The sequence below is a fragment of the Lentihominibacter faecis genome, assembly GCF_014306095.1.
Taxonomy (GTDB): Bacteria; Bacillota; Clostridia; order Peptostreptococcales; family Anaerovoracaceae; genus Lentihominibacter; species Lentihominibacter faecis.
The window spans coordinates 13,597-39,001 of sequence record NZ_JACRWC010000098.1 but is presented as its reverse complement, the minus strand read 5'-3'; the positions used below and the strand labels follow the sequence as shown (position 1 = coordinate 39,001).

The window sequence follows — 25,405 nt, the reverse complement described above, 5'->3', positions numbered from 1 at the left end:
ACGAAAACTAGGAAAAAACAGAAGTTGACAGAACGAATCTCAAGGGATATGATTAAAGAGACAAAAGTTAAGGTTCTGATTTTTACCAAAAGGAAACGAAGATGTCATTTGTCATCAGCAGAAAACAATACTTGGCTCCCAATGAGCCGAGAGCACAATATGAACCGTTGATTCTTGAAGAAGAAGATTTTGAAATCAAGAAAATCGACGTGACGTTTGGACATCCACTGTATACAACGGTTGCGGATATTTTCTATATTCGATCCAATGCGGATACAGCGCGGGTGCTGCCTATAATTCCGGACGGCTGCATGGCGCTGGTTTTTTGCGGAAATCGGGAAAAGGAAAATATACGGGCCTACATATGCGGGGTCACGGATGAAATAAAAAAGCTGAAGATTGAACCGGATGAATATTATATTTTCATTCGATTTTTGCCTGGCATCGGATACTCACTTCTGGATCAGCCTGCCAACAAGCTTACCAATAAGGCGATCCCTTTAAAGGGACACATGGCAGGAGGCGAGCAGATCCTTTCCATCTTAGAGCGTGAAACCCATCTGGTGGAGCGGATCCGGCTGATCTCCAAGGTGATTCGCGTGAATCTGCACAGCGAATCCAACAAGTATTTGATAAAGTACTGCACGGAGCGGATTTTGCAGACTCAGGGGAATATAAAAGTAGAAGAACTGGCAGAGGAGAGCGGATTCACTGCGCGGCACATTGGTAAAATGTTTGAACGCTGTGTGGGTATTTCGCCGAAGCTGTATTCGCAGATCATCAGGCTGCAGCTTTCTATGACGAGGATTTTAGAGGATCGAAACATGCTCCTGGTAGATATCGCTATCGATAGTGGTTTTTTCGATCATGCACATATGAACCGGATGTATAAAAAGCTTATACACTGTTCTTCCGGTGAGTTCAGAAAGAATTTTTTCAACAGACTGGACTACAGCACAATAGATGATTACATTTCCATTTAGTTAAAAAATAATAAAAGAGAGAGGAAATGATTATGAAAAAGAAATACTATATTGGACTCGATCAGGGAACGACAGGAACAACGACATTGCTTTTGGACGAAACGTGGAATGTCGTAGCCAGAGGCTACAAGGAACACACACAGTACTATCCGAAACCGGGCTGGGTAGAGCACGATCCGCTGGAACTCTGGCAGAGAGTGATGGAATCTATGTCCATGGCATTGTCTGAGGGCGGTGTTTCTGCAGAAGATGTGGCGTGCATCGGTATTGACAACCAGGGCGAAACGGTAATGCTCTGGGACAAGATCACAGGTGCTCCGGTGTACAATGCTATCGTATGGCAGGACAGAAGAATGGCTCGCTATGCAGATGAACTGACGACAGAGTATGGGGAACTGATCCGGGAAAAGACCGGTCTGATGGCCGACTCTTATTTCAGCGGTCCGAAGATCAAATGGATCATCGACAATGTAGATGGTGTAAAGGAAAAAATCAAGGAAGGTCGTGTCCTGGCCGGTACTCTGGATTCCTGGCTCATCTGGAAGATGACACATGGTAAAGTGCATGTAACGGACTGTTCGACAGCTTCCAGAACGATGATGTTCAATATACATACAGGCAAATGGGATGATGAGATCCTGGACATCCTGGGGATCAGCAGATCGATCCTGCCGGAAATCTGCGACAGCTCCATGGTGTACGGATACACAGATCCTCTGGATTTCTTTGGTGCAAAGATACCGATTTCCGGTTCAGTAGTAGACCAGCAGGCTGCGTTGTTCGGACAGGCATGCTTCGCTCCGGGAACCATCAAATGCACTTATGGAACCGGATGCTTTATGCTGATGAATACAGGCGAAAAGCCGATTTACTCCAGTAACGGACTTTTAACGACTGTTGCGTGGAGACTCAATAAAAAGATGACGTTTGCGCTGGATGGCGGGATCTATATCACGGGCGCTGCTACTCAGTGGCTGAGAGATGGTATCAAGATCATCGATTCCGCTGCACAGACGGAACAGATGGCTTACGATGCCAAGTCCAACGGAGGTGTGTACTTCGTACCGGCTTTTGCAGGACTTGCTGCACCTCACTGGGATTCCTACGCCAGAGGAACTATGGTAGGGATCACAGGAGGTACAACGAGAGAGCACATCGTAAGAGCAACTCTGGAATCCACAGCATATCAGGTCAAGGACAATTTAGACGTTATGAATATGGACGCCAGCATGCCGATCTCTATTCTGAGAACAGACGGAGGAGCAGTTGCGAACAACTTCCTCATGCAGTTCCAGGCTGACATTCTGGGCATTCCGGTAGATGTTCCGGTGATCAAAGACACGACGCCTCTGGGTGCTGCACAGCTGGCTGCTCTGGGAATCGGTGAGTTTGATTCTATTGAAGATCTGGCAAGCCACTGGAAACTGGCGAAACGCTATGAGCCGAAGATGAGCGTGGACGAAAGAGAATCCTTGCTGTATAACTGGCACAGAGCAGTAGAACGGGCTAAGAACTGGTCCGAAGAATAAGCAAAGCGCCTGCGCAGCAGGCTTTGCAGGAAAAAAGTGAAATACGGCAGCAGCCGTTTCAATAAGTAAAGTAAGTAAAGTAATAAGTTGAACGCACAAAGCATCGAATATTTGAAAGGAAGTGTAGAGATGAGTGCACCAAAATTATTCAGTCCAGGACCGATCATGGTCAAAGACAACGTTAGACAGGCATTAACTCACTATGATATCTGCCACAGAGGAGCAGAATTCGAAGAACTGTTTGCACGTGCAACAGCTAAGATCAACAAGCTGTTCAAGGCAGACGATACATACAGATCCATGATTATTTCCGGTTCTGGTACTTCTTCCAACGAAACCGTTCTGTCCTCCATCTTCAACGAAGGAGAACAGGTTCTGCTGATCAGAAACGGCGTATTTGGAGAAAGGCTGCTGGAGATCATCGAAAAGCACAACATTCCGCTCGTAGACTGTGAATTCCCATGGGCTGAAGAACCGGATCTCGCTAAGGTAGAAGAAATGATCAAGGCTAACCCGGCTGTTAAGGTGATCGCTATGGTATTCCACGAAACATCCACTGGTATGGTTAACCCGGTTAAGGCTGTCGGCGAACTGGCTAAGAAATATGACAAGTGGTTCTTCGTTGACTGCGTATCCGCAGCTGCTGGCGAAAACATCGATATCGTTGACATGAACATCACATTCGCTACTTCCGTTGGCGGCAAGTGCCTGGGAGCTTATCCTGGTTCCGCTTACGTATGCGGCAAGATTGATGCTCTTGAAACACTGACTCCGGAAATGGGCAAGACAGTTTACCTGAATCTGGCAAAGCACTACATCTCTGCTAAGACTAAGAACCAGACTCCGAACACACCAAACGTAAACCTGTTCTGGGCTCTGGACGTTGCTCTTGACAATGCATTGGCTGACGGTGGCGTAGAAGCAAGAGTAGCTAGATACAAGGAATGTGCTGGAATCCTGAGACAGGGAATGAAGGACATGGGTCTGAAGTTCCTGCTGGATGATGAAAGCAAGATGTCCAACACTGTAACATCCGTATTCCTGCCGGAAGGAAGAGATCTGAAAGGATTCCTGAAGGATATGGAAGACAAGGGATATGTTGTTTACAGCGGCAAGGGCAAGTACGAAGAAATGGGAATGTTCCAGGTTGCTAACATGGGTGAGATCTACCCGGATGACTGCAAAGAATTCCTGAACGTTCTGAAGAGCTGTCTGTAAAATAGCAGATAGCGCCGCCGCCTCATGCGGCGAAAAGGATCGACTCCTTTTAACACACGGCTGAAGAGCCAGTAAGTAAAAAAATAAGTAAAAAATAAGTATAAGTAAAAACCAAATAAAAAACACTTTCGTGGATGCTCCTCATCTTCCCTCTCGCAGGAGACCGAAAGTGTTTTTTATTTGACTGATGCTATGGAAGCTTGTAGAATTCCGGCTTTCTCTGATGGAATTTGCAGTAGTACCGGAATCCGATGGAACGGGCGAATTCCACCGCATCATTAAAGTGATACTGGTAGTAAAATGGATCGTGTGCATCTGATCCAAACGTCAGGATCTCGCCGCCCAGGTTAAGATAGCGACTCAGGATCGAACGACGAGGCAGCCATGTGCCTGTGCCGTATTTGAAACTGGATGTGTTGATTTCAAGCCCTTTGCCGTTATTGATCAGAAGCTTCAGAATCTCATCGATCTGATCTTCTACTGCGCCGTAATCGTAGAGAGTCCCGATGTAGCGGTCCAGAATACTGAAGTGACCGGCAATATCAAAATCCTGAAATTCCTTGAGGCATTCGTACATATATGTGTAGAAATCTGCTAATTCGGCAGGGCCGTCTGCGTGGGCGAAATCGTATCGGTACATGTCATCGTTTCTAGTGCAATGAAAGGATCCGATGATCACGTCAAAAGGATAGCTGTCCACTGCGCGGCGCGCCTCTTCAAAATGTCCTTTTAAGATGCCGATTTCCATACCGGCCAGGATTTCGATTTTATCGCGGTATTTTGTCTGTACTGCCTGGAGTGCCGGAAGATACCGGCTGAAATCCAGCTGGAACGGGAATTCCGGATCGGGATAACCCGGATCATAGTGATCGGTTATGGCCAGTGTTTCGATGCCATGAGCGATCGCGCCTTCCAGCATCTGCTCCATGGGAACATCGCAGTCATCGGAAAATCCTGTGTGAGTGTGAAAATCACATGGGAGCACGCATGCTCCCGATTGTTTTTTTGTCTTGCTGTTTCTGTCATTCATCTTTATCATCTCATGTTCTATTGATTATAATGCTTTGTTTTTTGTTTGGGATCATCGTCCGTTGATCCTGATGCCGGATCTGTAAGCGCTGGTGCAGCCGGTTTTTCTTTTTCGGTCTTTACGTAATTCAGTTCGAACCAGAACGTGGTTCCGGAACCAAGCGTGCTTTCCACACCATAGTTGACTTTATGCAGAGTCAGGATCTCTTTGACGATGGAAAGCCCCAGACCAGAGCCCTCCGTGGCACGAACCATATTGGAACTTGCTTTATAATAGCGATCCCATACATGATCCAGTTCTTCCGCAGCGATACCGACGCCGTGATCCTCTACGCGGCACACGACGAATTTGCCCCGCTTCTTGAGAGTGATGACGACGGTTTTGTCCTCACCGCAGAATTTGATGGCATTGGTGAACAGGTTGGAAATCACCTGTTTGATCTTGTCCTCGTCGCCGTTGACGATGAAGTTTGCAGGAGCATTCAGCTGGAACGTATAGCCTTCCTCTTCCTCCATGATCCGGTAGGTATTGAGGATCATTTGCGCTGCTTCTGTAATGTTGAAATCATGACGATGCAGAGTCATTTTACCGGATTGCATGCGGGAAATGGTCAGAAGATCGTTGACCAGCCCGTTCAAACGGTCTGCTTCATCGATGATCACCTGCAGGTGTTCGTCACGCTTTTGAGGGTTGTTGCCGGAGATATCCTTGATCATTTCTGCATAGGATTTGATCATAGTCAGCGGCGTTCTGAGATCATGTGATACGTTGGCGATCAGGTCTTTTTGCAGCATATCAGACTTCTCCAGCTCGATGGATGCCCGCGTCAGTGTATCGGCAAGATTGTTGATCTCTGTGTAATGTCCGCCCTTGAACACGATCCCGTATTCTCCATCTGCAAGGCGTTCTGCAGAGTGAGCGATCTTTCGGATCGGTCGAGTGATCCTGCCGGAAAGATAGAAGGAGATACAGCAGGCCAGCAGCAGGGATATGAAGGTAACATAAACCAGCTGGTTGGTCAGGATCTGGATCGTGGAAGACACCGGCCAAAGCGGAGAAAAAGTATAGACGATCAGCGGTGTTTTATTTTTCGCGATCAGTACATTGCCATATGCCAGGATTTTTTTAGAGTCATCCGTCCCATCGATGGTAAAGGAAACAGAATCCTCCTGAGATTCCAGCAGCTTTTCATTGACCGTTGCGATCTGATTGGCGTAATATCGGGAACTGGTATTATCGCCGGATGGTTTGAAATACATCGTACTTCCGTCGAACGAGGCAATATAAATATAGATATCATGTGTATCGGAGATTTCTTCGATATTGTCGAGAAATCGTTCGCTGTTTTTGACTTTGTAGGCTTTTTTGATGTTTTTTACGACAGCATCGGTCTGTTCTTTTTTCATTACCTCATAAAAGTTGTTGAGGAACAAAACCTGCAGGAACCACAGGATGATCATGAGGAAGGTGGTGAACAGAATAAAATAAAGCCATGTTTTAAATGTGATACTGCGGTAGTCCAGTCTATGCTTCAATTTGTAGCCCACTCCTCTCAGGGTCACGATATAGTCTCTGTACTTTCCAAGATTGTTCCTGAGATTCTTGATATGGGTGTCGATCGTTCTGTCGTCTCCGAAGAAGTCGTACCCCCAGATATCTGAAAGAAGCTTGTCTCTGGAAAGGGCAATGTTTTTATTCTCGACCAGATAGAAGAGAAGATCGTATTCTTTTGGCGTCAGCTCTACTTTTTCGCCGTCCACGGTTACGGTACGGGCGGGGATATTGATTTCAAGCCCATCGAATTTCATGATTTTTTCTACTGGTTTTTCGACGCTGCTGTTTCTGGAAAGAACTGCGTTGACACGAGCCATCAGTTCTTTCGGACTGAAAGGTTTCACGACATAGTCGTCAATACCCAGTTCAAAGCCAAAGAGCTTGTCGTATTCTTCACTTCTGGCAGAAAGCATTATGATCGGGATATCCTTGATTTTCCGAATTTCCTTGCAGGCGGAAAATCCATCCAGTTTCGGCATCATGATATCCATTATGATCAAGTCGTAATCGTTGAGTTTACAAAGTCCTACGGCAGTCATGCCATCTGCGGCCTCGGTAACTTCGTGACCGTTAAATTCTGAGTATTCCCGGATGACTTCCCGAATTTTCTGTTCGTCATCCGCAACAAGTATTTTAGCCATTATACAGCCTCCTTTTGCTTTTATGATTAAAGGATAAAAGTCTAATGTGTCTCCTTTGTGAAGCTTATGTAGTGATTGTACCACAATTCCTTTGCCAGGTACAGAAATTGTGGTATAATGAACGCGATTATGATACCACTGGTATGCCATGGTATCATCAAAATATGCGATCAGGAAGGAGGTGAAGAGAAAATGCTGAGAAAACTTGTGAGAGCTGTCTTTACGATCGTGGGAGCCGTACTTGGTTATGGTGCATTTCTGCTGGTAAAGTTTTTAGCTCGGTTCTTTGGTCATGACGACTGGGTCAACTTTACAAACATGCAGGAGTTTTATATTTCTGTATCATTCGCACTTATTTTTGGATTAATATTCTTCCAATTGACCCCGACGATCAAGAAACAGGGCAATAAGATGGCGGACAATATCGAATCGGATCTGAAAAAAGTTTCGACTAATGATATCGTGATGGGGACTGTAGGTCTTATCGCAGGATTGATCATCGCATTTCTGATCAGTCAGATCTATGCGGGGATCAAGATCCCGTATCTGAGTGTTATCCTTAATATTATTACATACATTCTGCTGGGATACCTGGGGATTACGATCGCAACGAAAAAAAGTTCGGATATCAAAGCGCTCTGGCTTACTTCGCGAAGGATTTCTTCAGTGGGAGGCAAAAACAGCAAACAGAAAATGGATGCAACGCCTAAGATATTTGACACCAGTGTTATCATTGACGGTCGTATTTCCGATATCATGAAAACCGGGTTCATTGAAGGTCCTATCGTTATTCCGGAATTTGTGCTGGTCGAACTGCGTCATATTGCGGATTCTTCCGATGCGCTGAAACGAAACAGAGGAAGACGCGGACTGGATATCTTAAATAAGATCCAGAGCGATTACGGCATCGAGATCTACAATACTACAGCAGAAAAAGCTCTGGATGAGATCCCGGAAGTGGATGTCAAGCTTTTAAAGCTGGCGCAGATCATGAACGGAAAAGTTGTGACCAACGACTTCAATCTCAATAAAGTGGCAGCTATCAAGGGTGTGGAGGTTCTGAACATCAATGAGCTTGCAAATACACTCAAGCCAGTCGTGCTGCCGGGAGAAATCATGACATTGTCTCTTGTCAAAGAAGGAAAGGAAAACAATCAGGCGGTTGCGTATCTGGATGATGGAACGATGATCGTGGTAGAAGAAGGTAAGAGGTTTATCGGTAAAAAAATCAAGGTGCTGGTTACCAGCGTACTTCAGACTTCAGCAGGAAGGATGATTTTCGGAAAGCCTGCAGGAGGAAGACAGGATCGAGGATAGTTATGTATGAGAATAAGAAAATCGCAGTCATCATTGCAGCAGCCGGTAAGGGGACCCGGGTCGGCGGCCCTATTCCGAAGCAGTATTTGAAGATCGGCGGAGAACCCGTAATACTCAAAACGCTGAAGGCTTTTGCTGCGCTGGATGAAGTAGATCACATTTTTATCGTAACAAATGAAGAGTATATGGATCGCTGCCAGGAAATCGTGCGAGATAACGGTCTGGATAAGGTGAAGGGAATCGTAAAAGGCGGTGCAGAACGGCAGGAGTCGGTCTACAACGCTTTGCAGGAGGTCAACCGCATTTGCCCTGGGGTATCCTATGTACTGATCCACGATGCAGCAAGACCGTTCGTCAGTGAACAGGTCGTAAGAAATGTCATCAAAGCTACGGCAGAAAAAGGTGCTGCCGTAGCTTGTGTTGCTATGAAAAACAGTATCCGCCGTATGAATGGAGCGGGAAGCCAGGGAGTGGATCGTTCTGAGTACTGCTCAGTACAGACGCCGCAGGGTTTTCGCAAAGCTGACCTGATGGAGGCTCACGATAAGGCACTACGGGAAGGCATCCAGGCAACGGACGATGCTATGCTGGTGGAACTGGCCGGATTTCCTGTAGAAGTGGTCGATGGGGATTATCAAAATATCAAGATCACGACCAGAGAGGATCTTCCGATAGAGAATCGTACAGGAATAGGATTTGATGTCCACGCTCTGACGGAAGGGCGCAGATTGATTTTAGGCGGAGTGGATATACCGTTTGAGAGGGGGCTGGATGGCCACTCTGATGCAGATGTTCTGGTGCATGCGCTGATGGATGCACTGTTAGGTGCTGCAGCATTGGGCGATATCGGACGTCATTTTCCGGATACGGATGATGCATATAAGGGAATTTCCAGTATGCTGCTTTTGCAGAAAGTGCGTGATCTGCTGTCGGAGAACTTCTTTTCCATCGCCAATGTGGATATGACCATTATGGCGCAGCGACCCAGGATCGGTCCTCATATTGAAGCGATGAGGGAAAACATTGCAGAAGTACTGGGGATTGGTAAGAGTCGGATCAATATTAAAGCGACAACAACCGAACGGCTGGGATTTGTCGGACGCGAGGAAGGCATCGCGGCAGAAGCCATCTGTTCGATATACAGATAACAAGACAGAAAAACAGAAGGAGAAGATTGACAATGAAATTATCGAAAATGCATTTAAAGACGCTTCGTGAAGTTCCAAATGAAGCGGAAATCCCGAGCCATGTGCTCCTGCTGCGGGCAGGCATGATCCGCAAGCTGGTTTCCGGCGTATACGGCTTTATGCCGCTGGGATGGCGATCCGTGCGTAAGATCGAGGACATCGTCCGTCAGGAAATGGATGCTGCAGGCGGTCAGGAGATCCATATGTCTGCAGTACAGCCGGCAGAATTGTGGCAGGAATCCGGCAGATGGAATGCTTATGGCCCGGAACTTTGGAGATTAAAGGACAGAAATGGCAGAGAGTTTTGCCTGGGCCCAACACACGAAGAAATCTTTACAGATATCGTTCGTAACGACATTTCTTCCTATCGTCAGCTTCCGATGAATCTTTATCAGATCCAGACAAAGTACAGAGATGAAGCAAGACCTCGCTTTGGATTGATGAGAAGTCGTGAATTTATTATGAAAGACGCTTATTCCTTCGACAGAGATTATGAAGGTCTGGACAAGAGCTATCAGGAAATGTACGATGCTTATGACAAGATCTTTACAAGATGCGGGCTGACATTTCGTCCTGTAGAAGCGGATACAGGCGCTATCGGAGGAAGCAATTCTCACGAGTTCACAGCTATTTCTGAGGTGGGTGAGAGTGAGATCGCATACTGTACATCCTGCGATATGGCAGCGACGGTAGAACGGGCAGAATGCAAAGATGCTGCACCGCAGACCGAGGTAGAAGCATTGCCGCTGGAAGAAGTGGAGACGCCGGGAACAAAGACCATCGAAGACGTTGCCGCTTTCCTGAAGCTGGATAAAACGCAGACGATGAAAGCGTTGCTGTTTGTAACATATGATATGGAAGGCAATGAAAACGGATATGTAGCCGCTTTTGTAAGAGGCGACAGAGAACTCAACATGACGAAACTGGTCAATGCCCTTGACATTCCAGAACATGCCATAGAATTTGCAGATGAGGACAAAATGTCTGCTGCAACGGGATGCGTAGGCGGGTTCACAGGCCCTGTAGGACTCCATGACTGTAAGATCGTTGTGGACAGCGAACTGCCGGGACTGAAAAATCTCTGTGCAGGAGCATGCAAGGAGGATCATCATCTCCTCAATGTAAACTACGGCAGAGATTACGAAGGCGATATAGTAACGGATATCAAGACCCTGGCTGAAGGCGACCCTTGTCCGGTATGCGGAGCTCCTGTAAAGCATGCCCGCGGCATCGAGGTGGGCCAGGTATTCAAGCTGGGAACCAAGTACAGTGATGCTATGGGTGCTGTTTATAAAGATGAAAATATGCAGTCTCATCCGATCGTGATGGGATGTTACGGAATCGGAGTCACGAGGACTCTGGCTGCTGTCGTAGAACAGCACCACGATGATAACGGCATTATCTGGCCGATGTCAGTAGCACCGTATCATGTGATCATTACCGTGATGAAGCCGGATGATGAGATCCAGGCGAAAGTGGCAGAAGATCTGTATGAAGATCTTTGCAGCGCCGGAGCAGAAGTTCTGCTTGATGATAGAAAAGAACGTCCTGGCGTCAAGTTTAAGGATGCCGATCTTCTTGGTATTCCGATCCGCATCACCGTAGGACGCGGTGCGGCAGATGGAGTAGTAGAATACAAGATGCGCCGTGATGCAGATAAGACCGAAATGGCAGTAGAAGAAAGCAAAGCGCTGGCACTGAAGACGATCCAGGAAGAAAAGTAAATGTCGAAAAAAAGTAAAAAAACTTACAATAGAAGTCTATTCTGGGAGTTTTTTAAGATCGGCATTTTTACCATTGGAGGCGGGATGGCTATGATCCCGCAGATCCAGCAGGTAGTCGTAAAGGACAAGGGATGGCTGTCTGAGGAGGAAATGGTGGACTGCATTGCAGTAAGCCAGTCTATGCCGGGAGTCATTGCCATCAACAGCGCAACTTATATCGGCAGGAAGACGAATGGGTTTTCTGGCGCGGCAGCTGCGACGACCGGAGTGATCGCGCCATCATTTCTCATCATTATTCTCATTGTTTCATTCTTGGGGATGGTGGGAGAAAATCATTATATCCAGGGTGCGTTTGTTGGGATAAAAGCAGCGGTTTGCGGGTTGATCCTGATTTCTGCGGTCAAGCTGGGCAGACAGATCCTGAAAGGACCGTTTCAATGGATCCTGGCTGTTGCAGCCTTTCTTGCCATAGGTGTGTTTGGGATCACTGCTGTATGGGCAGTCCTGGCCGGTGCTGTGGTCGGTATTTTATATAATACTTTATGGCTGGAACGAAAAAACAGGGAGAAGGAGGAAGAGAAATGATCTATGTAACTCTTTTCGTAATGTTTTTTCGTATCGGGCTGTTCAGCTTTGGCGGCGGTCTGGCTATGCTCCCTCTGATTTTTCAGAGTGTGAAGGATTTTGGCATGATGACCGCATCTGAGTTTTCGGATCTGGTTGCTCTGTCACAGGTGACACCTGGTCCGATCGCAGTAAATGCAGCTACGTATGTGGGGTTTAACGGAGCCGGGATACCGGGCGCACTGGCGGCAACGCTTGGTGTAGCACTTCCGTCTTTTATACTGATCCTGATCGTAGTGCAGTTCCTGGAGCGGTTTCAGGAGAGCAGAGGTATTCAGGGTGCATTCCTGGGAATCCGCCCGGTAACAGTTGGTCTGATTGCGGCAGCAGTACTTTTCGTGGGAGAAACAGTGCTGGTCAATGGTCCGATCATTTCTGCAAAACTCTTTACAGAAGGCGTAAGTTATTTTAACGTGATACCTGTCATGCTTTGCGCGGCAACGCTGCTGCTGTCAGGTGTCTTTAAAGTGAAACCCATTACGCTTATGATCGTTATGGGTGCTGCGGGAGCATTGTTATGTGGATAGGCGGAGTAAGAGTCATCGTGATGGATGATAAGAACCGTATGCTGATGGTATGTCAGCATCATGAAGACCGGGATATCTGGATGGTTCCTGGAGGTGGAATCGAAGAAGGTGAGAGCTCGCTGGAAGCGGCGGTCCGGGAAGTGGACGAGGAGACTGGCCTGGATGTGCAGATCGAAAAGCTGCTGTGGCATGTAGAAGAAGTTTCGGAGCGCGGACAGCGGTTTGTGAATTTTTTTCTGGGAAGGATGACCGGCGGCACGCTGGAACTGGGGGAAGATCCTGAATTTGATGAAGCCCATCAGGTACTTCGGGATGTAAGATTTCTTTCCCGGCAGGAGATCCAGGCGCTGGATCATGTATATCCGGAGTATCTGAGGGATGAAGTATGGCATGTGCTGTCCGGAGAAGATCTGGGATATGATGTGTTTAAAGAACGTGAAAAACGTTAGAAATAAGTAGGAGGAATTGAAAATGCAGTATGTAATAATCGAAATGGAAAACGGAGATATCATGAAGGGTGAACTGTATCCTGAAAAGGCTCCGAAAACAGTAGAAAATTTTGTAAAGCTGGTAAATGAAGGGTTTTACGATGGATTGATCTTCCACAGAGTGATTCCGGGATTCATGATACAGGGCGGTTGTCCGGATGGAAACGGAATGGGAGGCCCTGGATACAGCATCGAAGGAGAATTCGCTATGAACGGATTCAATAACGATCTGAAACATGAAAGGGGAGTGCTTTCTATGGCAAGATCCATGAATCCAAATTCTGCAGGATCCCAGTTCTTTATCATGGTCGATGCTGCTCCGCATTTAGACGGACAGTACGCTGCTTTTGGTAAAATCATCGAAGGAATGGATGCAGCAGATAAAATCGTGGCTCAGCCGAGAAATGCAATGGATAAGCCGGATGAGCCGCAGGTAATGAAAAAGGTTACTATCGTGGAAGAATAGCCCATAGAAGAGAAGGAGAAGAACATGAGAAGAAAGAGTATTGCGGTGATCGCTGCAGCACTGATGGTAATGGTAGCCGTTATGGCAGGCTTTACCGGATGCGGTGATAAATCCGCTAAGAGCGATAAGGTGATCAAAATAGGTCTGGTGCAGCTGGTAGAACATACTTCCCTGGATCAGATCAGAGAATCTATCATTGATGAGCTGGAAGAAGAAGGGTATGTTGATGGTGAAAATATTGAAATCGACTATCAGAATGCACAGAATGAGCAGTCCAATCTGAAGACCATCTGCCAGGGATTCGTAGCAGATGATGTGGATCTGATCATCGCGATCACGACTCCGGCAACACAGGTGGCAATGAGCGAAACGAGTGACATTCCTATCGTATTTTCTGCAGTAACTGATCCGGTAGCTTCGGAAGTCGTAAAAGATCTGGACAACCCGGGCGGAAACGTAACAGGAACATCTGATGCTATTTCAGTCGATCAGATCATGGAACTGGCAGAAGAAGTAACGCCGGGATATAAGACGATCGGTGCACTGTACAATTCCAGTGAAACCAATTCCGTATCGGTAGTAGACGAACTGAAAGCCTATGCGAAGGAAAAGGGATACAAGGTTGAAGACGCAGCTATCACAAGTGCCAATGAGATCCAGCCGGCAGCACAGAGTCTGGCGAAGAAATGTGATATCGTATTCTCGCCGATCGATAATACAGTAGCATCCTCTATCGCAACGGCAAACGATGTATTCATCAAAAACAAGATCCCGTTCTATGTAGCAGCAGACTCCATGGTCAAGGATGGTGCGCTGGCAACCTGTGGCATCAATTACGAAGATCTGGGGAAAGAAACGGCTAAGATGGCAGTAGAGATCATCAATGGAGAAGATTCTGGAAAGATGCCGGTCAAGACCATGAAGGACTGCGATGTGTACATCAACAGCGATACGGCAAAGAGCCTGGGGATCACTATTCCAGATGATGTGCTGAAGAAGGCTGTAGATTTAGCAAAGGAAGATTTATAGAATGTTAATTGTAACGTTATTAGAGGCCCTGGAACTGGGATTGATCTATTCCATACTGGCTCTGGGGGTGTTTTTATCATTTCGGACGTTGAACACGCCGGATCTGACTGTAGATGGCAGCATTGTAACTGGTGCTGCTATTTCTGCTGTTGTATGTACTGCGGCAGCAGATCTTGATCCAGCTGTACAGGGAGTGGTCTGTATTTTAGGACTGGTGCTTTCGTTTCTGTTCGGAATGGGAGCCGGTGCGATCACCGCACTGCTGAATACGAAACTGAAGATCCAGCCGCTTCTGGCCGGGATCCTTGTGATGCTGGGGATATACTCCATCAACCTGCGGATCCAGGGCAAAGCCAATATCAATCTGTCTTCCCGCAAGACCATCTATTCCATGATGGATGATGCTATGGGCGGATTCCGGTGGAGCGCTATCGTGCTGGGCGTTTTGATCGCAGCCGTTGTGATCATCCTGATGTATGGATTTTTAAAGACGCGTCTTGGCTTTGCACTGAGAGCGACCGGAGATAATGAAGATATGGTGCGGGCAGCAGGGATCAGCAGTGACCGGATGAAACTGCTTGGACTTTCTGTTTCAAACGGACTGGTAGGGCTGGCTGGCGGCATGCTGGCGCAGTATCAGGGATATTCCGATGTAGGTATGGGTACCGGTATGGTCGTTATCGGTCTGGCGTCGGTCATTATCGGCGAAGTCCTGTTCGGCACCCGCAGTCTGATGCAGCGTCTTATTGCTGTTGCACTGGGTGCAGTCGTATACCGTATGGTCATTGGTGTGGCTCTCTATCTGGGCATGCCGCCGACAGATCTCAAACTGGTATCCGCTGTGATCGTAACGATCGCACTGGCAATGGGAATGCTGGGAGAGAATTTCTCCTTATGGAAAAAGAAATCCCGGGGAGGTGATAAGAATGCTTAAGATCGAACATCTCACCAAGATTTTCGGAAAGGGTACCATCAATGAGATGACCGCACTCAACGATGTCAATTTTCATGGCAGTGCCGGTGATTTCATTACCATTATTGGCAGTAACGGCGCCGGTAAATCCACGCTGATGAACTGCATCGCCGGCGTATTCCCGGCTGAAAGCGGAACGATCACGCTGGACGGCATCGATATCACGAAGATGCCGGAGCATAAACGCGCGAAATATATTGGAAGAGTGTTTCAGGATCCGATGAAAGGGACTGCCTTTGATATGACTATCGAAGAGAATCTTTCCATCGCTTATAACAAGATCCGCAAACGCGGCCTGCAGGCAGGTATCAGTAAAGCAGACAGAGAACTGTTTCAGGAAAAACTGAGCCTGCTGGGCATGGGACTGGAAGATCGCATGAAAGAAAAAGTTCGTCTCCTGTCCGGAGGACAGCGTCAGGCGCTGACTCTCTTTATGGCGGTTATTGCAAAGCCTAAGCTTTTGCTTCTGGATGAGCATACGGCGGCACTGGATCCTTCGGCGGCCAGAAAGGTCCTGGAGCAGACCGATTATTTTGCAAAGGATGAGAAACTGTGCACAATGATGATCACCCACAACATGAAAGCGGCTCTGGAACACGGAAATCGGACGATCCTCATGCAGGGAGGACAGATCAAGATGGATATAAGAGGCAGAGAGCGGGAAGAAATGACCGTTGAAAAGCTTATTGAAAAATTCGAGATCGACAATGACAGGATGCTGTTGTAATCACGGATACGGAGCAAGCGGACAGAGGGGAAGACATGACTTCCTGCTCGGTCCGCTTTTCTTTTGCTTTTTCATAACAATTCATATCCGGGAAACACAGAAATATGGTATACTCATATGATGATGTGCGTATAGATACGAGAATACTGAAATAAACTGAAGGAGGAATTGATTCATGAGACGAAACTGGGATCTTTCCATGATGGTATTGATTATTATATTGGCGTTTTCTTCATTTCGAAGCGGAGCATTCAGCAGCCCGATGGAATGGCTTATGAACAAATTGATGTTTTTGCCGGCGATCATTATAGGACTGTCTTTACATGAATACGCTCACGCGAAAGTGGCATACAAGCTGGGAGATCCGACGCCGAAGATGCAGGGACGTGTTTCCATCAATCCATTGGCACATATCGACTGGGTGGGATTCGCATCCCTTATTTTTGTAGGATTTGGATGGGGAAGACCGGTGGAGATCAACCCTGCCAACTTTAAAAACAGGAGAAGAGATGAACTGCTGGTATCCCTGGCAGGAGTTGTAATGAATCTGATCATTGCTGTGATCTTCGCATTGGTTGCCAAGATCCTGCTGGCAGTGCTGGGCTACAGTTTCCTTTCCGGCACTTTTGGCAATATCCTGTGGACCATGGTGATCGATATCGTCATCATCAATCTGGCATTGATGATCTTCAACCTGATACCGTGTCCGCCATTAGATGGATTCTCTGTGATCACAGAGATCTTCAATCTGAAAACGACGGAACTCTACTGGAGACTGTATCAGTACGGTAACTGGATCCTCATTGCGTTGATCATTTTTGGTGTTACCAGCAAGATCCTGTCCCCATGTTTGAATTTCCTGTACAGTCTTCTGGCCAGCTACATTATTTATTAAAGCCGCGGACTGTGGAAAGGATAAAATAAATGACTGAAATGACGACAGCAAATCCATTATTAAGCAAATTAAATAAACAGCAGCGGGAAGCTGCCATGTACACGGAAGGGCCGCTTCTGATCCTGGCAGGAGCAGGAAGCGGCAAGACCAGCACCATGACACACCGCATCGCTTACATGATCGAAGAGTTACATATAAATCCGTATCAGATCCTGGCTGTGACCTTTACCAACAAGGCGGCCGGCGAGATGCGGGACCGTGTTGAAGCACTGGTGGGAGAAGGCCTCAACATGTGGATCCTCACATTTCACTCGGCGTGCCTTCGGATCCTGCGCAAGCATGCGGAAGTCCTGGGCTACGGCACCGACTTTGCAGTGTACGACCCGACAGATCAGAAAACGGTAGTAAAAAACATAATCAAGGAACTGGGGCTGGATCCTAAGAAATTCAAACCGGCATACTTCCTGGGGGCAATAAGCAAGTGTAAGGAACAGAAAATCTCGCCGGCAGAATACCAGATGGAAAACGGGGATGACTATAAGGAAAAGTGCATCTACGAAGTGTATTTTCGCTATGAAAAAACGTTGAAAAAAAACAACGCCATGGACTTCGATGATCTGCTCCTCAACGCAGTACGGATTTTTGAAAAAGATGAAGCTGTGCTGTTGGAATATCAGAATCGTTTTCGCTATATCATGGTGGACGAGTATCAGGACACCAATATGCTGCAGTACCAGTTTGTAAAAATGCTGGCGGAAACTCACGATAATATCTGCGTAGTCGGAGATGACGACCAGTGCATTTATCAGTGGCGGGGTGCCGATATTCGCAATATTTTAGAATTTGAAAAAGATTTTAAGAACACTAAGGTGATCAAGCTGGAACAAAATTATCGTTCCACTTCAAACATTCTGGATGCTGCTCATTCTGTCATCGCCCACAACAGGGGGCGGAAACCGAAAAAACTGTGGACGGAGCATGAAGCAGGGAATAAAATCACCTATTTTAGGGCAGAAAATGAACGGGACGAAGCATATTTCGTGGCCGCAGAAATAAATCGTATCAAAACGATAGACCGCAAATACAGTGATTTTGCCATTCTGTACCGTACGAATGCTCAGTCGCGGACCTTCGAGGAAGCTTTGTCCAACAGGGGCATCCCGTACCGGGTGCTGGGCGGCTTGAGATACTACGATCGCAAGGAAATCAAGGACATGCTGTGCTACATGAGACTGGTACAGAACCATGCAGACGATCTGGCGTTGACTCGGATTATCAACGAGCCGAAACGGGGGATCGGAGGCAAGACCCTGGAAAAGCTGACAGCACTGGCTTCGGTGCGTCAGGAGAGTCTCTTTGAAACCCTTTTAGATGAAGAAGTAGTATCCTCTTTTTCTGCAAAGGCTTCGGCCAACATTGAGAAGCTGGCAGAGCTGATCGCAATGCTCAGCATCGAGCAAAGCAATATGCGGATCTCCGATTTATACGATGAGCTGCTGGTCAAGACAGGTTATCTAAAAGATCTGGAGGAACAAAACACTTTAGAGGCGGAAAGCCGGATCGAAAACCTGATGGAATTTAAATCGGTAATTTACGATTATGAGAAAAACGATCCGAACATCACGCTTCCTGAGTTCATGGAGCGGATCGCACTGCTGGCGGAGGTAGACAATCACGACGCCGATGAAAACGCTGTAGTGCTTATGACTATGCACAGTGCCAAGGGTCTGGAATTCCCATTTGTATTCCTGCCGGGTCTGGAGGATGGACTCTTTCCGGGATGGCGCGCCTTCGACAGAGAAGACGGTCTGGAAGAAGAACGCAGATTGTGCTATGTGGGGATCACGCGTGCCAAGGAGCGACTGTGGCTGACCAGTGCCGAAATGCGAACCATGTATGGTAAAACCGATTATACGAGGGAATCTCAATTCCTGCGTGAAATGGATAAAAAACTGCTGGAAGGCGATGCCGTATTTGAAAAGAAACGCAAGGATCCGGCAGAAGGTGCGTTTTCAGATGGCATTAGCAGAGAAAAGCCGTTTCAGCCGTTTGATCAGCTGAAATATGCACGGCAGCAGACGAAGCAGAAGGTGGAAGCGCTTTCTGGAAGTTTCCTGCCGGGAGATCGGGTCAGCCATCCGAAATTTGGGGAAGGTACTGTACAGGCGGCAGATGCACGCACAGTCACGGTTGCCTTTGCAGATGGTACGAAAAAGCTGGCCATCGGCTTTGCACCGATCAAAAAAATATAATGAAACTTGATCAAGGAGTAAAATCATGGAGGATAAGCGAAAGCGCATGGAAGAACTGGTGGCGCGTTTAAATCGGGCGGGCAGAGCTTACTATCAGGAGAGCCGTGAGCTGATTTCAAACCAGGAATACGATAAATTATACGATGAACTGCAGAGGTTGGAAACTGAAACCGGCATTGTACTGGCCAATAGTCCGACGGTTCATGTGGGGTATGAAGTCATAAGCAGTCTGCCTAAGGAGCAGCATCCGTCGCCTATGCTTTCTCTGGACAAAACGAAAGAAGTAGGAGCATTGGAAAGTTGGCTGGGCGATAAGGAAGGACTGCTGTCCTGGAAGCTGGACGGTCTGACGATCGTGCTGACGTATCAGGACGGTAAACTTTCTAAAGCGGTCACCCGGGGTGACGGCATCACAGGCGAGGTCATTACCAGCAATGCGCGGGTGTTCGATAATATCCCTCTGCAGATCCCGCAGAAGGATGAGCTGGTAGTTCGCGGTGAAGCGGTCATCACGTATGCGGACTTTGAAGAAATCAACAAGACTATCGGAGATGCCGATGCGAAATACAAAAACCCGAGAAACCTTTGCAGTGGAACGGTGCGGCAGCTCAACAATGAGATCACGGCTCAGCGCCACGTGAAGTTCTACGCTTTTTCGCTGGCAGCTGGCGGGGAAGAATGTCAGAAACGTCATGAGCAGCTGGAACTTTTGCATCAGCAGGGGTTTGAAACGGTAGAATATGTGAAGGTGACGCGGGAGAACATCGCAGATGCTGTAGCGGATTTTGAAAAAAAGATCGCAGATTTTCCTGTGCCGTCTGATGGACTGGTACTGATATACGATGATATCGCATATGGACGATCCCTTGGGAGTACGTCTAAATTTCCGCGAGATTCTATCGCTTTCAAATGGATGGATGAACAGCGTGAAACGACGTTGAAAGATGTTTTATGGAATGTTTCGCGAACAGGACTGATCAATCCTATCGCTGTGTTCGATCCGGTGGAGCTGGAGGGAACGACGGTTAGCCGTGCTTCCGTGCACAACTTGAGCATCGTGAGGGAGCTGGCACTGGGAACCGGCGACACAATAAAGGTCTACAAAGCCAATATGATCATCCCGCAAATCGCGGAAAACTTGACCAGAAGCGGGAGCATCCAGCCGCCGGAGCACTGTCCGGTATGCGGGAGCACGACAGAGATCAAGGATGATAATGGTGTGGAAACGCTCCATTGCCCTGATCCGGATTGCCCGGCGAAACGAATCAAGTCGTTCACCCATTTTGTAAGCCGTAATGCCTTGAACATCGAGGGCTTATCAGAAGCAACTCTTGAGAAGTTTATCGACGAAGCGATGATCCGTGAATTTGCAGACATTTTTAAGCTGGAACGGTTTCAGAAACAGATCGTTGAAATGGAAGGATTCGGAGAAAAATCCTTCGAGAATCTCATCGCGGCGGCAAAAGCGGCGAGCCATACGACACCGTCAAGGCTTCTGTATGGGCTGGGTATCCCTAACATCGGGGCTGCCAACGCCCGTATGATCGCAGAAGCCTGTGAAAATAAGTGGGCGGTCATCCAAAACCTGAATGAAGAGGATCTAGTGGCTATAGACGGAATCGGAGACGTGATGGCGAAGGCCTATACTGCTTTTTTTGCAGAAGAAGAAAACGCACGGATCATCGAAGACTTGCTGCAGGTGCTGACCCTGGATGAAAGCTTTGCAGCCAAGAGCGGCGGAGCGCTGGCGGGACTGACTTTCGTCATCACCGGTAAGGTGCATCATTTTGAAAACAGAGATAAAGTAAAGGAAGCGATTGTGGCAGCGGGAGGCAAGGCGGCAGGCTCAGTCAGCAGTAAGACTGATTACCTCATCAACAACGACAGCACATCGGCTTCGTCAAAGAATAAAAAAGCCAAAGAACTGGGCGTGTCAATTATCACAGAAGAAGACTTTATGAAAATGCTGGAAGAGGTGTAGCAATGAAACTGGAAACGGGAAAGCTGGACAGTGAACTGTTAAAGAAAATCGTATTTGGGAAGATCACGTACCGCAGCGAGGATGTAAGCGTGCGGCCGGGGATCGGGGAAGATTGTGCGGTCATGGATTTTGGGGATCACGACTGTATCATGTCGACGGACCCTATTTCATCGGCAGTAAGCGATATAGGCCGTTTGGCGATCCATATCACGTGCAATGATATTGCTTCCAACGGTGTTCAGCCGCTGGGGATCATGCTGGCTGTCATGCTTCCGGAGGGCACGACGGAAGAAGATGTGGATCATATCATGGGACAGGCTGCGCAGACGGCTGCAGAGGTCAAGGTGGAGATCATCGGCGGTCATACGGAGATCACTCCGGCTGTAAAGCAGCCAGTCATAGTTTCAACGGCCATCGGCAAGGCGTTAAAGGGTGTTTCTCAGAGCGGTAATGACATGGTGCCGGGAGATTTTATCATGATGACTAAGGCGGTCGGTCTGGAAGGTTCCGGGATCATTGCCAGTGATTACGAAGAGCAGCTTTCTTCTGTTCTTTCTGCAAAGGAACTGGCGCGGGCCAAATCCTTTTTAGAACTGGTAAGCGTCGTGCCGGAGGGTATTACGGCAGGCTCGATAGGAACTCATGGTATGCACGATATCACGGAAGGCGGGATCCTGGGGGCTGTTTGGGAAATGTGCCAGATCTCCGGCCGGGGAGCACAGGTTTGGGAGCACGAGATCCCGATAGAACCGGAAACGGTGAAGATCTGTGATCATTATGAGATAGATCCGCTGCGTCTGATCTCCAGTGGATCCATGGTGATCATCGTTCCGAAGGAAAAGAAAGAACAGATGGAGAAAGCCATGGCAGAAGCAGGCGTTGCCTGCAGTGTCATCGGCAGGATCGAAGAAGCGGACTTCGGCATTCGCCTCTTGAAAAATGGAGCACCAGAGGCGGGAGCACCTGATTCGTCGGAAGAACTGGTAGAAATCGATCCTCCGTACATGGATGAATTGTATAAGGTGGTTGGGAAAGAGTAGTCTGCAGGATCTTTTTCTGGCATAAAACTTGCTTTTTATTACTGTGAGAAAATAGTTTTACCAGGAGGATACAGTTATGATAGAAGAAAAGGTAAAAAAGGTATTGCAGGAGAACGTAGATCCTATTCTCTCAGAGCATTATGGAGGTTCTGTACTGACTAAGATCGAAGATGATGTGGCATATGTTCGCTTGACTGGCTCTTGCGCGACATGTCCTGCGGCACAGGATACCATCAAAGATGTGGTAAGGACTGCGATTTTGGGAAATGTGGAAGGTATCAGGGATGTGATACTGGATGATTCTGTAAGTGATGAACTGCTGGATTTCGCCAGAAAGATCCTGCAGGAGAAGCGGTAGGGCGTCTATGGATACTATTTTTCAGAGAAGAAGTGTTCGCAAGTTTTTAGAGAATAAAATAAGCGAAGAAGATATCAAAAGGATCTTAAAGGCTGGTATGGCGGCGCCCAGCTGCAAGGCCAGCTGTGAGTGGGTGTTCGTCGTGATGCGGGACAGAGAGCGGTTTCAGAAGTTTCTGGAAGTCCATCCTTATGCTACGGCTTTAAAGACAGCAGATACCGTGATTCTTGTATGTGCTGACCTGAATTTGGAAAAGGAGCCCGGAGAGGGCTGGTGGATCCAGGATTGCTCGGCGGCAATGCAGAATATGCTGCTGGAGGCGACAGATCTCAGTATTGGAAGCCTTTGGCTGGGTGTTCATCCGAAGCAGGAGCGTATTGATTTTATCAAGGAGCTGTGCTGCCTGCCGGATCATGTGGAACCGCTGGGCATGGTGGTGTTGGGAACAGCTGCGAAAGAAAAATCTCCTATTGATCGGTATTTAGAGGATCAGGTGTTTTATGAAACATATCAAGGGGAAGAGTGATTCGAATATGAATTGACGCGTCCCTAAAACGAATTAGAAACAAATTATAGAGAGAAGAACGATTCGCATATGAATTAAAAAGGCGGATCGTTTTTTATTGCTTTTGTTGCTGTTTTACTTTTTTAGAAAAGAAATAGCATTGATGAATCCACTGTTTTCAAAGGACTTCGGAATTGATAAGAAATTTGTAGAATATTGTTGAACTTTGGCATGTGCATTGCAATATAATATGACCGTAGTAAGAAAAGAATGAGAATTCGGAAAAAATAACTCGATATTCATATGTGAATCGCACTATTTAAATATGAATAGCAAGACCACCTGGCGGTCGTCTTTACTAAGGAGGAAAGGTTATGGTACAAGCTTATTTAGAGTTATTAAAAAGCTGGAAAGATGTGAGAGGACGAATGCGGAGAGATAAATTCTGGGAGGCATTCACATGTAATGTGTTTATTGTAGTATTGCTGGTGATGTTTACGATGCGGATCGGTGGAGTATTTGAATATATTCAAATGATTTATCAAATCGTGACGACAGTTCCGTTTGTAACAGGAGCTATTCGCAGGCTGCATGACATGGGGAAAACGGGATGGTTTATGCTTCTGGCTTTCATTCCATTTATCGGCTGGGTGGCATTGGCAATGATGCTGTGTACCGCCAGCAATCCAGAAGCAAATCGCTTTGGCGAAAATCCTTATGAAGAAGGGTACTATCATTTATAAGTACTTTGGTGGTGGTAGGAAAAGGTTTTGGTTTTATCATGATCTCATTGTAATAAAGGTCTGATGAAATATAGTTACATGTAACAGAAGTTGTTGTTATTATTAGTACGTTTTAAATCGGAGAGGTAAAGAGATGGAAAAACAAAAGGATGTATTCATCACTTTAAATGATAAGGAAGTAAAGCTTCCGAAAACATTTAAAGAAAAGATTCTGTGGCTCGGGCCAAGTTTGGTTCTTTGCTCGATCGCTATCGGATCCGGAGAAGCAATTATCACCCCTTACTTCGCAGCGATGTATGGACTGGGATTATTATGGGTTCCAGTAATGTCCGCTTTATGTAAAGTATTTGTTACAGAGCGTTTAGCCAGATACACACTGGCAACCGGAGAAACGTTTGTGCATGGTTTGTACAATCTTCCAGGCCCTAAGGGGTGGGCTATCGTTATCACTTTTATTCCGTGGATCTTCATTGCATTCTTCCTGGCTGTAGGCTGGCCGCTTGGAGTAGGTGCTGCAGCGTATGGTGCACTGAACTACGCAGGAGTTACGTTTGACGATGGTGGGCATTTGATGGTCAAGATCGTAGCATTGATCGTTATCTTGATTTCAATGTATCTGCCTATCAGTAAGAAAGGGTACTCGGCAGTAGAACTGGTTTGTAAAATTATGATCGCAATCGTAGTTATCTCCGTATTCATCTGCGGTATCATGATGTTCCCACCGATCGGAGAATTTGTGTCCAACATCGTTCCGTGGAACGTTGTTGATTATAAGCCGTCTGAAATTGCTAATATTACAACTGCAATCGGATATTCCGGCGGTGGCGTTATGGCGATCTCCTCCTACTCTTACTGGGTAAAGGAAAAAGGATATGCACAGTTTGCAAAATTAGACTACAAGTCTACCAGCAAACTATATGGCATGGACTTAGCACTGGCGTATATCATTCAGCCGATCTGTGCGATCTTTATCATCATCTGTGCAGGACAGATCCTGCCGCAGGTTGGAAATGTTCCGAATGGAAGAGACGTTATCCTGATCGCAGCAGATATGTTGGGTGGACCTTTAGGCCCATGGGCAAGATGGATCTGGCTCCTTGGTGCAGCAGCGATCCTGTTTAGTACTTCTGTAGCAGTATTCGATGGATGGTCCAGAGCGCTGGCAGATGCGTTAAAGACATTATTCTGCAAGAAGCTGGCCAAGGTATCCGAAATGGCTATCAGAAAAGCCGTTATCATCTTCATGGGTGTTGGCGGCATCATCTTCGGTGTATTCGGTGTGTCCACACCGGGAACCTTCGTAAGCTGGGGTTCTGTTCTGGAAGGTATTATCTTCTACCCGATCTTCGGTGGACTGGCAATCTTCGTTTGCCTGAAGTTGATTCCGAAGGAAAGAAGAGGATCCAATATCTTGACTGTTCTGGGAATTTTAGCAGCAGCATTCTTCCTGTATGTATCGGTAAGTTATCTGCTGGGAACATGGGGAGTTATCGATATTACAAATGATCACTCCTTGACTGAGATGGTTAAGATTTAGATGCAGGCATAATTTAAGAAAAGCGGTCTGTAACAATGCAGACCGCTTTTCCTGATATATAGGTAAGGTAAAAAGAA

General features: G+C 47.0%; 23 protein-coding genes and 1 pseudogene. 22 read left to right on the top strand and 2 right to left on the bottom strand.

The features are described from left to right. Positions 1 to 101: 101 nt before the first annotated feature. The 3 genes from H8876_RS07640 to H8876_RS07630 all read left to right on the top strand — a co-directional run bounded on the left by H8876_RS07640 (position 102) and on the right by H8876_RS07630 (position 3,730). Positions 102 to 983, top strand: a complete 882-nt coding sequence (locus H8876_RS07640; protein WP_249287242.1) for a helix-turn-helix domain-containing protein — start codon at positions 102 to 104, stop codon at positions 981 to 983. Positions 984 to 1,015: 32 nt separating this feature from the next. Continuing rightward, positions 1,016 to 2,512, top strand: coding sequence for a glycerol kinase GlpK (gene glpK / locus H8876_RS07635; protein WP_249287241.1), 1,497 nt, complete (start codon positions 1,016 to 1,018; stop codon positions 2,510 to 2,512). A 129-nt stretch (positions 2,513 to 2,641) separates the two neighbouring features. After that, positions 2,642 to 3,730, top strand: a complete 1,089-nt coding sequence (locus H8876_RS07630) for a pyridoxal-phosphate-dependent aminotransferase family protein (protein WP_249287240.1) — start codon at positions 2,642 to 2,644, stop codon at positions 3,728 to 3,730. A 190-nt stretch (positions 3,731 to 3,920) separates the two neighbouring features. On the opposite strand, the gene H8876_RS07625 is transcribed toward H8876_RS07630, so the two are convergent. Continuing rightward, positions 3,921 to 4,760 carry a histidinol-phosphatase HisJ family protein gene (locus H8876_RS07625; protein WP_249287239.1) on the bottom strand — a complete coding sequence of 280 codons (840 nt, stop codon included), beginning with the start codon at positions 4,758 to 4,760 and terminating at the stop codon, positions 3,921 to 3,923. Positions 4,761 to 4,777: 17 nt separating this feature from the next. Continuing rightward, entirely contained in the window at positions 4,778 to 6,955 is a 2,178-nt protein-coding gene (locus H8876_RS10230; RefSeq protein ID WP_465250740.1) for a response regulator, read from the bottom strand. A gap of 192 nt (positions 6,956 to 7,147) precedes the next feature. Here H8876_RS10230 and H8876_RS07610 point away from each other — a divergent pair, with 192 nt between their 5' ends. From H8876_RS07610 to H8876_RS07520, 19 genes and pseudogenes are all read left to right on the top strand, one after another. Further along, on the top strand, positions 7,148 to 8,272 hold the full coding sequence (locus H8876_RS07610; RefSeq protein ID WP_249287238.1) for a PIN/TRAM domain-containing protein: 1,125 nt from the start codon (positions 7,148 to 7,150) through the stop codon (positions 8,270 to 8,272). Between the two features lie 2 nt (positions 8,273 to 8,274). Beyond that, positions 8,275 to 8,934: pseudogene (gene ispD, locus H8876_RS10385) on the top strand (2-C-methyl-D-erythritol 4-phosphate cytidylyltransferase); the annotation flags it as partial. Positions 8,935 to 8,943: 9 nt separating this feature from the next. Further along, complete coding sequence (gene ispF, locus H8876_RS10380) at positions 8,944 to 9,420, top strand: 2-C-methyl-D-erythritol 2,4-cyclodiphosphate synthase (RefSeq protein ID WP_249287248.1); 477 nt, start codon at positions 8,944 to 8,946, stop codon at positions 9,418 to 9,420. Positions 9,421 to 9,452: 32 nt separating this feature from the next. Further along, entirely contained in the window at positions 9,453 to 11,183 is a 1,731-nt protein-coding gene (locus H8876_RS07595) for a proline--tRNA ligase (RefSeq protein WP_249287237.1), read from the top strand. Next, positions 11,184 to 11,768, top strand: a complete 585-nt coding sequence (locus H8876_RS07590) for a chromate transporter (protein ID WP_249287236.1) — start codon at positions 11,184 to 11,186, stop codon at positions 11,766 to 11,768. It abuts the gene before it with no gap. Then, positions 11,765 to 12,334 (top strand): chromate transporter, encoded by a 570-nt coding sequence (locus H8876_RS07585; RefSeq protein WP_249287235.1) that lies wholly within the window; start codon positions 11,765 to 11,767, stop codon positions 12,332 to 12,334. The genes H8876_RS07590 and H8876_RS07585 overlap by 4 nt, the downstream gene beginning before the upstream one ends. Further along, the gene (locus H8876_RS07580) at positions 12,325 to 12,783 is read left to right on the top strand and encodes an NUDIX domain-containing protein (RefSeq protein ID WP_249287234.1); all 459 of its coding nucleotides are present in this window, start codon (positions 12,325 to 12,327) and stop codon (positions 12,781 to 12,783) included. Before H8876_RS07585 ends, H8876_RS07580 begins: the two co-directional genes overlap by 10 nt. A gap of 22 nt (positions 12,784 to 12,805) precedes the next feature. After that, positions 12,806 to 13,288, top strand: a complete 483-nt coding sequence (locus H8876_RS07575; RefSeq protein ID WP_249287233.1) for a peptidylprolyl isomerase — start codon at positions 12,806 to 12,808, stop codon at positions 13,286 to 13,288. A 24-nt stretch (positions 13,289 to 13,312) separates the two neighbouring features. Beyond that, complete coding sequence (locus H8876_RS07570; RefSeq protein ID WP_249287232.1) at positions 13,313 to 14,317, top strand: ABC transporter substrate-binding protein; 1,005 nt, start codon at positions 13,313 to 13,315, stop codon at positions 14,315 to 14,317. A 1-nt stretch (position 14,318) separates the two neighbouring features. Beyond that, positions 14,319 to 15,251: an ABC transporter permease gene (locus H8876_RS07565; RefSeq protein WP_249287231.1), complete on the top strand. Its 933-nt coding sequence runs from the start codon at positions 14,319 to 14,321 to the stop codon at positions 15,249 to 15,251. Further along, positions 15,244 to 16,017: an ABC transporter ATP-binding protein gene (locus H8876_RS07560; protein WP_249287230.1), complete on the top strand. Its 774-nt coding sequence runs from the start codon at positions 15,244 to 15,246 to the stop codon at positions 16,015 to 16,017. The genes H8876_RS07565 and H8876_RS07560 overlap by 8 nt, the downstream gene beginning before the upstream one ends. Before the next feature lie 175 nt (positions 16,018 to 16,192). After that, on the top strand, positions 16,193 to 16,912 hold the full coding sequence (locus H8876_RS07555; RefSeq protein ID WP_249287229.1) for a site-2 protease family protein: 720 nt from the start codon (positions 16,193 to 16,195) through the stop codon (positions 16,910 to 16,912). A gap of 29 nt (positions 16,913 to 16,941) precedes the next feature. After that, positions 16,942 to 19,164, top strand: coding sequence for an ATP-dependent helicase (locus H8876_RS07550; RefSeq protein WP_249287228.1), 2,223 nt, complete (start codon positions 16,942 to 16,944; stop codon positions 19,162 to 19,164). A 25-nt stretch (positions 19,165 to 19,189) separates the two neighbouring features. Next, entirely contained in the window at positions 19,190 to 21,145 is a 1,956-nt protein-coding gene (gene ligA / locus H8876_RS07545) for an NAD-dependent DNA ligase LigA (protein ID WP_249287227.1), read from the top strand. 2 nt (positions 21,146 to 21,147) lie between these two features. Further along, complete coding sequence (locus tag H8876_RS07540; RefSeq protein WP_249287226.1) at positions 21,148 to 22,185, top strand: AIR synthase family protein; 1,038 nt, start codon at positions 21,148 to 21,150, stop codon at positions 22,183 to 22,185. Between the two features lie 76 nt (positions 22,186 to 22,261). Beyond that, positions 22,262 to 22,543, top strand: a complete 282-nt coding sequence (locus H8876_RS07535; protein WP_177265273.1) for a NifU family protein — start codon at positions 22,262 to 22,264, stop codon at positions 22,541 to 22,543. Positions 22,544 to 22,550: 7 nt separating this feature from the next. Then, positions 22,551 to 23,069: a nitroreductase family protein gene (locus tag H8876_RS07530; RefSeq protein ID WP_249287225.1), complete on the top strand. Its 519-nt coding sequence runs from the start codon at positions 22,551 to 22,553 to the stop codon at positions 23,067 to 23,069. 353 nt (positions 23,070 to 23,422) lie between these two features. Further along, complete coding sequence (locus tag H8876_RS07525) at positions 23,423 to 23,791, top strand: DUF805 domain-containing protein (RefSeq protein WP_177265275.1); 369 nt, start codon at positions 23,423 to 23,425, stop codon at positions 23,789 to 23,791. Positions 23,792 to 23,924: 133 nt separating this feature from the next. Further along, positions 23,925 to 25,328 (top strand): Nramp family divalent metal transporter, encoded by a 1,404-nt coding sequence (locus tag H8876_RS07520; RefSeq protein ID WP_249287224.1) that lies wholly within the window; start codon positions 23,925 to 23,927, stop codon positions 25,326 to 25,328. Positions 25,329 to 25,405: the final 77 nt, after the last annotated feature.

Bases quoted from the DNA above. Each gene is read 5' to 3' on its own strand.
- H8876_RS07640 (WP_249287242.1), top strand. From the start codon at position 102: ATGTCATTTGTCATCAGCAGAAAACAATACTTGGCTCCCAATGAGCCG.
- H8876_RS10230 (WP_465250740.1), bottom strand. From the start codon at position 6,955: ATGGCTAAAATACTTGTTGCGGATGACGAACAGAAAATTCGGGAAGTC.
- H8876_RS07580 (WP_249287234.1), top strand. From the start codon at position 12,325: ATGTGGATAGGCGGAGTAAGAGTCATCGTGATGGATGATAAGAACCGT.
- H8876_RS07575 (WP_249287233.1), top strand. From the start codon at position 12,806: ATGCAGTATGTAATAATCGAAATGGAAAACGGAGATATCATGAAGGGT.
- H8876_RS07595 (WP_249287237.1), top strand. From the start codon at position 9,453: ATGAAATTATCGAAAATGCATTTAAAGACGCTTCGTGAAGTTCCAAAT.
- H8876_RS07555 (WP_249287229.1), top strand. From the start codon at position 16,193: ATGAGACGAAACTGGGATCTTTCCATGATGGTATTGATTATTATATTG.
- H8876_RS07560 (WP_249287230.1), top strand. From the start codon at position 15,244: ATGCTTAAGATCGAACATCTCACCAAGATTTTCGGAAAGGGTACCATC.
- H8876_RS07590 (WP_249287236.1), top strand. From the start codon at position 11,184: ATGTCGAAAAAAAGTAAAAAAACTTACAATAGAAGTCTATTCTGGGAG.
- H8876_RS07530 (WP_249287225.1), top strand. From the start codon at position 22,551: ATGGATACTATTTTTCAGAGAAGAAGTGTTCGCAAGTTTTTAGAGAAT.
- ligA (WP_249287227.1), top strand. From the start codon at position 19,190: ATGGAGGATAAGCGAAAGCGCATGGAAGAACTGGTGGCGCGTTTAAAT.
- H8876_RS07610 (WP_249287238.1), top strand. From the start codon at position 7,148: ATGCTGAGAAAACTTGTGAGAGCTGTCTTTACGATCGTGGGAGCCGTA.
- H8876_RS07535 (WP_177265273.1), top strand. From the start codon at position 22,262: ATGATAGAAGAAAAGGTAAAAAAGGTATTGCAGGAGAACGTAGATCCT.
- glpK (WP_249287241.1), top strand. From the start codon at position 1,016: ATGAAAAAGAAATACTATATTGGACTCGATCAGGGAACGACAGGAACA.
- H8876_RS07520 (WP_249287224.1), top strand. From the start codon at position 23,925: ATGGAAAAACAAAAGGATGTATTCATCACTTTAAATGATAAGGAAGTA.
- H8876_RS07570 (WP_249287232.1), top strand. From the start codon at position 13,313: ATGAGAAGAAAGAGTATTGCGGTGATCGCTGCAGCACTGATGGTAATG.
- H8876_RS07630 (WP_249287240.1), top strand. From the start codon at position 2,642: ATGAGTGCACCAAAATTATTCAGTCCAGGACCGATCATGGTCAAAGAC.
- H8876_RS07540 (WP_249287226.1), top strand. From the start codon at position 21,148: ATGAAACTGGAAACGGGAAAGCTGGACAGTGAACTGTTAAAGAAAATC.
- H8876_RS07585 (WP_249287235.1), top strand. From the start codon at position 11,765: ATGATCTATGTAACTCTTTTCGTAATGTTTTTTCGTATCGGGCTGTTC.
- H8876_RS07625 (WP_249287239.1), bottom strand. From the start codon at position 4,760: ATGAATGACAGAAACAGCAAGACAAAAAAACAATCGGGAGCATGCGTG.
- H8876_RS07550 (WP_249287228.1), top strand. From the start codon at position 16,942: ATGACTGAAATGACGACAGCAAATCCATTATTAAGCAAATTAAATAAA.
- H8876_RS07565 (WP_249287231.1), top strand. From the start codon at position 14,319: ATGTTAATTGTAACGTTATTAGAGGCCCTGGAACTGGGATTGATCTAT.
- H8876_RS07525 (WP_177265275.1), top strand. From the start codon at position 23,423: ATGGTACAAGCTTATTTAGAGTTATTAAAAAGCTGGAAAGATGTGAGA.